Annotated in this window: 3 protein-coding genes; 2 read left to right on the top strand and 1 reads right to left on the bottom strand. The window is 59.9% G+C overall.

Annotated elements, in window-relative coordinates; all coding sequences use genetic code 11:
* Window positions 1-108 precede the first annotated feature (108 nt).
* On the bottom strand, window positions 109-3,051 hold the full coding sequence (gene glnE, locus QMX84_RS25215) for a bifunctional [glutamate--ammonia ligase]-adenylyl-L-tyrosine phosphorylase/[glutamate--ammonia-ligase] adenylyltransferase (RefSeq protein WP_282365067.1): 2,943 nt from the start codon (window positions 3,049-3,051) through the stop codon (window positions 109-111).
* A gap of 384 nt (window positions 3,052-3,435) precedes the next feature.
* Here glnE and aceE point away from each other — a divergent pair, with 384 nt between their 5' ends.
* The gene (gene aceE / locus QMX84_RS25210; protein WP_153334851.1) at window positions 3,436-6,081 is read left to right on the top strand and encodes a pyruvate dehydrogenase (acetyl-transferring), homodimeric type; all 2,646 of its coding nucleotides are present in this window, start codon (window positions 3,436-3,438) and stop codon (window positions 6,079-6,081) included.
* Between the two features lie 11 nt (window positions 6,082-6,092).
* Window positions 6,093-7,736 (top strand): dihydrolipoyllysine-residue acetyltransferase, encoded by a 1,644-nt coding sequence (gene aceF, locus QMX84_RS25205; RefSeq protein ID WP_282365066.1) that lies wholly within the window; start codon window positions 6,093-6,095, stop codon window positions 7,734-7,736.
* Window positions 7,737-7,922: the final 186 nt, after the last annotated feature.

The raw sequence follows: 7,922 nt of genomic DNA, 5'->3' as shown, positions 1-7,922 counted from the left end.
CTTTTAAAGATCAAAAGATCGCGAGGCAAGCTCGCTCCTACAAAGACCGCGTTCACGTTACTGACGGCTTCAGACGCTTGCCTCCCCGCTGTAATTGCTAGCCGTAGCTTAGCTCAAGCCCAGTTGCGCCCATATACGCCGAACATCTCGTCGCGCTTCCACCAATTGGTCGCCACTGACCACCCCGGCTTCCTTTTGCAAGGCCTGGCGGTGGGCAACGGCGCGGAAGGCTTTGTACGCCTCACGTAACAGGCTGGCATCGCTGGCGGGCATCAGCCCGGCCTGCTCCAGCCCTTCCAGAATGCGGATGTTATCGGTATAGCGCAGCAGTTCCGGGTGTTCCCTGGACCACGCCAGGGCCGCGTATTGCACCATAAATTCAATATCGACGATACCACCGGCGTCCTGCTTGAGGTCGAACGGCACCGTGGCCTCGAAGGCATTCTGCGCCGTCCCGGCAGCGGTCAGCCGGGTGCCCAGGTTGTCGCGCATTTTGGCGCGCATCTCGCTGACTTCCTGGCGCAGCGTCGGCAAATCCCGCTCGCGGCCCAACACCTGCGCCCGCACGGCTTCAAAGGCCGCGCCGACCTGCTTGCAGCCCACCAGCACCCGCGCCCGCACCAGCGCTTGATGCTCCCAGGTCCAGGCTTCGTTCTGTTGATAGCGCTCAAAGGCCCCGAGCGAGCTGACCAACAACCCGGAAGCGCCTGACGGACGCAGGCGCATGTCGACTTCATAGAGCTGGCCGGAGTTGGTTTGCGCGGTGAGCAAATGGATGATCCGCTGGCCCAGCCGGGTGAAGAACTGCGCGCTGTCGATGGGCTTGGCGCCGTCGGTTTCGGCGTTGGGGTCGCCGTCATGGATAAACACCAGGTCCAGGTCCGAGCCGTGGCCCAACTCGATACCGCCGACTTTGCCGTAGCCCACAATAATAAAGCCGGGGTCGCACAGGCTGCCGTCCGCCCGCTGCGGCGTGCCGTACTTGGCCACGGTTTGGCGCCAGGCCAGGGCCAGCACTTGCTCCAGAATCGCCTCGGCCAGCCAGGTCAGGTAATCGCTGACCTTCATCAGCGGCAAGCTGCCGGCGATTTCTGAGGCCGCCACCCGCAGGCGGTGCGCCAGTTTGAAGTTACGCAGCGCTTCCATCTGCTGTTCAAGGTCGTCCTCGGGGATGCGCGTGAGCCGCTCGCGCAACTCGGCGGCCAACTCGGGCGCCAAGGGTGGCTTGAACAGACGCCCTTCGTTGAGCAACTCATCAAGCAACAGCGGGAAGCGGGTGATTTGCTCGGCAATCCACGGGCTGGCCGCGCACAAGGTCAGCAGGCGGCGCAACGCGTCCGGGTTTTCAGTCAGCAACACCAGATAGGCCGAACGTCGGGCCACCGCCTCAACCAGCGGCAACACACGCTCCAGCACCAGGTCCGGGTTGGCATGTTCCACCGCCTGCGCCAGCAAACGCGGGATAAACGCATCCAGACGCTCACGCCCCAAACGCTGCATGGCACGCAACTGCGGGCTGGAGCGCAGGTTGGCCAATTGTTTCAAGGCTTTGGGCGCATCGACAAACCCGGCTTCTTCTAATTGCGCACACGCCGCTGCGTCGTCCTGGACTTCTTCCCACAACGGCAACCACTCGCCGCCGACGATCAGTTCGCCTTCGTCGAGGTCTTCTTCCTCGTCCGGGTCGGCAATGACCTGACGGAAATGCCAGTCGATACGCCCGCGCCACGCCATCAGTTGTTCATGGAACTGCGCCCACGTGTCAAAGCCCATCATAAAGGCGATGCGCGCCTGATCCTGTTCGCCGTCCGGGAGCATTTGCGTCTGGCGGTCGGCAATAGCCTGGATCGCGTGCTCGGTGTAACGCAAAAATTCATAACCTTCGCGCAACTCATTGACCACCGCAGCCGGCAGGTAGCCTTGCCCCTCAAGGATGCTCAGCACTTTAAGCAGCGGCCGCTGTTGCAGGCTGAGGTCGCGGCCGCCGTGGATCAACTGGAACGCCTGGGCAATAAACTCGACTTCACGAATGCCGCCCGCGCCCAGCTTGATGTTGTCGGCCATGCCTTTGCGCCGTACTTCTTGCTGGATCAACTGCTTCATGGTGCGCAGCGCTTCGATGGCCGAGAAGTCGAGGTAACGCCGATAGACGAAGGGTCGCAGCATCTCCAGCAACTGCGCGCCCATCACTTGATCACCGGCCACCACCCGCGCCTTGATCATCGCGTAGCGTTCCCAGTCGCGGCCCTGGTCCTGGTAATACTGCTCCAGCGCGTTAAAGCTCAACACCAGCGCGCCCGACGAGCCGTACGGCCGCAAGCGCATGTCAACGCGGAACACAAAGCCGTCGACGGTCATCGGGTCCAGCGCCTTGATCAAGCGCTGACCCAGGCGAATAAAGAACTCCTGGTTATCCAGTGGGCGCTTGGCGCCAACGGTTTCGCCGCCCTCGGGGTAGGCGAAAATCAGATCGATGTCCGATGACAGGTTCAGTTCGACGGCGCCGAGCTTGCCCATGCCCAAAATCACCATCGGTTGCGGCTCGCCGCTGCGGTGCCCGATGGGCGTGCCGAACTGCTGGCAATGGCGCTCATACAGCCAGCGGTAGGCTTGATCGATGCTCGCATCGGCCATGTCCGACAAATCGCGGCAGGTTTCTATCAGGTCGGCCTGGCGGGTCAAATCACGCCAGATAATCCGCACTTGCTGGCGCGTGCGCTGACGGCGCAGGGCGCGGCCCAGTTCTTCGTCGGTTTGCGCCTGCTGGGCGGCTTCGGCAATCTGCCCGCACAACTCGCCGGGGGCGAAGCTGCGGTCCAGTTCACCCCAGCTCACCAGTTCCAGCAACATCAAAGGGTCACGTAACACCTGTTCAATAAAGAAGTCGCTTGCCGCACTCACCCGGGCAAAGTCTGACCAGCGTTCAGACGACCATTCGTCGAGTCCCTGTTCGCCTTCCAGACCGGCCACGGCACTGCGCCAGGACTGCTCGGCGCGGCTGGCAAGGGGCAATAAAAGGGAGGGGATTGCGGCAAGCGAGGGAAGGCTCATGGTCTATCCTTGATCGGCGATGGTATTGCCGAGTACGGTGACTGGAAGAAACAGCGGTTAAACCCGACTGTCGAACAAAGGTTATAAATAGCTTAAAAGCGTGATTCTTTAGCAAAAAAACATTGTCGCAACGGCCAAATACCAAACACAGAACCAACAATATCGATTTATCGCACAACCCAACAGGTGACCTTCGAAGGCTTCCCTGTAGTTTTACTACTGAGTCAAACACTCGAAAGGCTGAAATGAGCAACGATTTGTAGTAAAACTACACAACGCCGGAATCAACCTTCCGGTCATCCAAGAATTTATGTCGTCTGCCCACAAGGCCAGTCGCAAACTCAGGCAACCGATTCTGGAAGCCTTTCCGCCCTGGAGCAAGCCATGCAAGACCTCGATCCCGTCGAAACCCAGGAATGGCTGGACGCCCTGGAATCGGTTCTCGACAAAGAAGGCGAAGACCGTGCTCACTATCTGATGACCCGTATGGGTGAGCTCGCTACTCGCACCGGTTCGCAACTCCCGTACGCCATCACGACTCCATACCGCAACACGATTCCTGTTACCCACGAAGCACGCATGCCTGGCGACCTGTTCATGGAACGCCGCATTCGCTCGCTGGTACGCTGGAACGCCATGGCTATGGTTATGCGCACGAACTTGAAAGATTCTGACCTGGGCGGTCATATCTCCAGCTTCGCTTCCAGCGCAACCCTGTATGACATCGGCTTCAACTACTTCTTCCAGGCCCCGACCGAAGAACACGGCGGCGACCTGATCTACTTCCAGGGTCACACCTCGCCAGGCGTTTACGCCCGTGCGTTCATGGAAGGTCGCATCAGCGAAGATCAAATGAACAACTTCCGCCAGGAAGTCGACGGTCAGGGCCTGTCGTCCTACCCGCACCCTTGGCTGATGCCTGATTTCTGGCAGTTCCCGACGGTATCCATGGGCCTTGGCCCGATCCAGGCGATCTACCAGGCGCGTTTCATGAAGTACCTGGAATCGCGTGGTTACATCCCTGCTGGCAAGCAAAAAGTCTGGTGTTTCCTGGGCGACGGTGAGTGTGACGAGCCGGAATCCCTGGGCGCCATCTCCCTGGCTGGCCGCGAAAACCTCGATAACCTGATCTTCGTCATCAACTGCAACCTGCAGCGCCTCGACGGCCCGGTTCGCGGCAACGGCAAGATCATCCAGGAACTCGAAGGCGTGTTCCGCGGTGCTCAGTGGAACGTGACCAAAGTCATCTGGGGCCGTTTCTGGGACCCACTGCTGGCCAAAGACGTCGACGGCATCCTGCAACGTCGCATGGACGAAGTCATCGACGGCGAGTACCAGAACTACAAAGCCAAAGACGGCGCGTTCGTACGTGAACACTTCTTCAACACGCCAGAACTCAAGGCGATGGTTGCTGACTTGTCCGACGACGAGATCTGGAAACTCAACCGTGGCGGCCACGACCCGTACAAGGTCTACGCGGCGTACCACGAAGCGGTCAACCACAAAGACCAGCCAACCGTTATCCTGGCCAAGACCATCAAGGGTTACGGCACTGGCGCTGGCGAAGCGAAAAACACGGCGCACAACACCAAGAAAGTCGATGTCGACAGCCTGAAGTTGTTCCGTGACCGTTTCGACATCCCGGTCAAAGATGAAGACATCGAGTCCCTGCCATTCTTCAAACCGGAAGAAGGCAGCGCCGAAGCCCGCTACCTGAGCGAGCGCCGCACTGCACTGGGCGGTTTCGTGCCTCAGCGTCGTGCCAAGAGCCTGAGCATTCCGACCCCGCCACTGGACACCCTCAAGGCCATCCTTGACGGCTCCGGCGACCGTGAAATTTCCACCACCATGGCGTTCGTGCGCATCCTCGCACAGCTGGTGAAGGACAAGGACATCGGTCAGCGCATCGTCCCGATCATCCCGGACGAAGCCCGTACCTTCGGTATGGAAGGCATGTTCCGTCAGTTGGGCATCTACTCCTCCGTCGGCCAGCTCTACGAGCCAGTCGATAAAGACCAGGTGATGTTCTACAAGGAAGACAAAAAGGGCCAGATCCTCGAAGAAGGCATCAACGAAGCAGGCGCCATGAGCTCTTTCATCGCGGCCGGTACTTCGTACTCGAACCACAACCAGCCAATGCTGCCGTTCTACATCTTCTACTCGATGTTCGGCTTCCAGCGTATTGGTGACCTGGCCTGGGCCGCTGGCGACAGCCGCACCCGTGGCTTCCTGATTGGCGGCACCGCCGGGCGTACCACGCTCAACGGTGAAGGCCTGCAACACGAAGACGGTCACAGCCACATCCTGGCCGCGACCATCCCGAACTGCCGCACCTATGACCCAACCTACGGCTATGAGCTGGCGGTGATCATTCAGGACGGCATGAAGAAGATGACCGAAGAGCAACAGGACGTCTTCTACTACATCACCGTGATGAACGAGTCTTACCAGCAACCTGCCATGCCGGCCGGTGTTGAGGAAGGCATCGTCAAAGGGATGTACCTGCTGGAAGAAGACACCAAGGAAGCGGCTCACCACGTACAACTGATGGGCTCCGGCACCATCCTGCGTGAAGTGCGTGAAGCGGCGAAAATCCTGCGTGAAGAGTTCAACGTCGGCGCTGACGTGTGGAGCGTTACCAGCTTCAACGAACTGCGTCGCGACGGCCTGGCCGTTGAGCGTCACAACCGCCTGCACCCTGGCCAGAAGCCACAGCGCACCTTCGTTGAAGAGTGCCTGACTGGCCGTAAAGGTCCGGTGATTGCTTCTACCGACTACATGAAGCTGTTCGCTGAACAGATTCGTCAGTGGGTACCGGTCAAGGAATTCAAAGTGCTGGGCACTGACGGTTTCGGCCGCAGCGACAGCCGCAAAAAACTGCGTCACTTCTTTGAAGTAGACCGTCACTTCGTGGTGTTGGCAGCCCTGGAAGCTCTGGCTGACCGTGGTGAAATCGAACCTAAGGTGATTGCAGACGCTATCGTCAAGTTCGGTATCAACCCGGAAAAACGCAACCCACTGGACTGCTGAGGAGAATTTTTGTGAGCGAACTCATTCGAGTACCTGACATCGGCAGCGGTGACGGTGAAGTCATCGAACTGTTTGTAAAGGTCGGTGACCGTGTCGAAGCCGATCAAAGCATTCTGACGCTGGAATCGGACAAGGCGAGCATGGAAATCCCTGCGCCTAAAGCCGGTATCGTCAAAAGCCTGAAAGTAAAGCTGGGCGACCGCTTGAAAGAAGGCGACGAACTGCTTGAGCTGGAAGCTGAGGGCGGCGCTGCGCCAGCCCCTGAAGCGGCCGCACCGGCCAAGGCTGCGGCGGCTGAAAAGCCAGCGGCTGCTCCTGCTGCCGAGGCCCCTGCGGCCCCGGCTGCAGCACCGGCAAGCGAGTCGGTTCAAGACATCCACGTGCCGGACATCGGCTCGTCGGGCAAAGCCAAAATCATCGAGATTCTGGTCAAGGCTGGCGACACCGTTGAGGCTGATCAATCGCTGATCACCCTTGAATCCGACAAGGCCAGCATGGAAATCCCGTCGCCTGCCGCAGGCGTGGTGGAAAGCATTGCCGTCAAGCTGGACGACGAAGTGGGCACTGGCGACTTCATCCTCAAGCTGAAAGTGGCGGGCGCTGCTGCGCCAGCCGCTCCTGCACAAGCGGCGCCAGCTCCGGCGGCCAAAGCTGAAGCACCGGCGGCTCCTGCGCCGGCTGCCAAGGCTGAAGCGGCCCCTGCTCCGGCACCGGCTGCTGCCCCTGCGCCAAGCGGTGCCAAAGTTCACGCCGGCCCTGCCGTGCGTCAACTGGCCCGTGAGTTCGGCGTTGAGCTGAGCGCGGTGAGCCCAAGTGGCCCACACGGTCGCGTCTTGAAAGAAGACGTACAGGCTTACGTCAAAACCGCTCTGCAGAAGGCCAAGGAAGCTCCGGCTGCCGGCGCTGCAACTGGCGGCGCAGGCATTCCGCCGATCCCGACAGTCGACTTCAGCCGTTTCGGTGAAGTTGAAGAAGTGGCCATGACCCGCCTGATGCAAATCGGCGCGTCGAGCCTGCACCGCAGTTGGCTGAACATCCCGCACGTGACTCAGTTCGACCAGGCTGACATCACCGAGCTGGAAGCTTTCCGCGTTGCGCAAAAAGCCGTCGCAGAAAAAGCCGGTGTGAAACTGACCGTCCTGCCGCTGCTGCTCAAGGCCTGCGCACACCTGCTCAAGGAACTGCCAGACTTCAACAGCTCGCTGGCGCCAAGCGGCAAAGCGATCATCCGCAAGAAGTACGTACACATCGGCTTCGCCGTAGACACCCCGGACGGCTTGCTGGTGCCGGTGATCAAGAACGTTGATCAGAAGAGCCTGCTGCAACTGGCAGGTGAAGCGGCTGCACTGGCTGCCAAAGCCCGTGACAAGAAGCTCACCGCTGACGACATGCAGGGTGCTTGCTTCACCATTTCCAGCTTGGGTCACATTGGCGGCACCGGCTTCACGCCGATCGTCAACGCACCGGAAGTGGCGATCTTGGGCGTGTCCAAGGCAACCATGCAGCCAGTCTGGGACGGCAAAGCCTTCCAGCCGAAGCTGATGCTGCCACTGTCGCTGTCCTACGATCACCGCGTGATCAACGGCGCTGCAGCTGCACGTTTCACCCAGCGTCTGAGCCAGTTGCTGGGCGACATCCGCACTATCCTGCTGTAAGCCACGTCCCGGCCTTCCTCACCGAAGGCCGGGATAGCGCACTGTTTTCCGAGCGCCACGCTCGTACCTCAACCCCGCCCAATAAGCGGGGCTTTTTTTTGCCTGAACACTCACCAATATCCTCGTAGGAGCTGCCGCAGGCTGCGATCTTTTGACGTTGAAGATCAAAAGATCGCAGCCTGCGGC

The organism is Pseudomonas sp. PS01297 (assembly GCF_029959305.1).
Taxonomy (GTDB): Bacteria; Pseudomonadota; Gammaproteobacteria; order Pseudomonadales; family Pseudomonadaceae; genus Aquipseudomonas; species Aquipseudomonas helleri.
The sequence above is the reverse complement of the archived record's forward strand: the minus strand, read 5'-3'. Positions and strand labels throughout refer to the sequence as shown.

Bases quoted from the DNA above. Each gene is read 5' to 3' on its own strand.
- aceE (WP_153334851.1), top strand. From the start codon at position 3,436: ATGCAAGACCTCGATCCCGTCGAAACCCAGGAATGGCTGGACGCCCTG.
- glnE (WP_282365067.1), bottom strand. From the start codon at position 3,051: ATGAGCCTTCCCTCGCTTGCCGCAATCCCCTCCCTTTTATTGCCCCTT.